Raw genomic sequence first — 778 nt, 5'->3', positions numbered from 1 at the left:
GCATGGCGCAGCCTTCGTCTGACCGTCAACGTGGCGACGAAGTTGAATCGCAGCCACCTCGTCCACGGCGAGAATTCGTACATCCTGCCGTGCCTGAGCCGCATCGAGATCGACCGTCAAGCGGGCAATGAACAAGCGGTTTCGATGGAAGACAGCACTGGCTGCATGCATGGCTCACGCGGCGTGGCGGAGCCCGCCGGTTCGCGCATCCGCTCGGAGCCGTTTATTGTCGCGGGCATCGCCCAAGCCACGCTCGGCGATCGCGCGGGCGTCGACTGGGCCGGCTGGCGCGACGACTATTCCCGTGTGCGCGACGAAATCGCGAAGACCTATCCTGACATTTTTCATGATTTCAATGCGCGCATGTGGGAACCCGGTGGATTCCCGCGACCGCTGCCCGCGCGCGAGCGCAAATGGCAGACCAAAAGCGGCAAGGCGGAATTCGCGGTGCCCGAGGCGCTGGGTGAGGACCCCGATATGCCGGAGCGCGAGTCCGGGGCGCTGCGCCTGACGACGTTGCGCTCGGACAGCCAGTTCAATACGACGATCTACAGCCTCGATGATCGGTTCCGCGGCATCAAGGGAGGCCGGATGGTGGTGCTGATGAACGAGTCGGACATGCGCTCGCACGGGTTGAGCGAAGGCGACCGGGTGACGCTGCAGACAATTGCCAACGACGGAGTCGATCGCACCGTTGCGGGACTGACCGTCGTCCCTTTCGAAATTCCGGAGGGATGCGTCGCCGGCTACTATCCCGAGTGCAATCCGTTGCTGCCGC

The 778-nt window shown here is 63.9% G+C and carries 1 protein-coding gene; it reads left to right on the top strand.

The features are described from left to right. The coding region (locus tag BG61_RS38695; protein WP_035943753.1) for a molybdopterin dinucleotide binding domain-containing protein at positions 1-778 on the top strand (778 nt) is incomplete at both ends.

It is taken from the genome of Caballeronia glathei, from assembly GCF_000698595.1.
GTDB lineage: Bacteria > Pseudomonadota > Gammaproteobacteria > Burkholderiales > Burkholderiaceae > Caballeronia > Caballeronia glathei.
The sequence above is the reverse complement of the archived record's forward strand: the minus strand, read 5'-3'. Positions and strand labels throughout refer to the sequence as shown.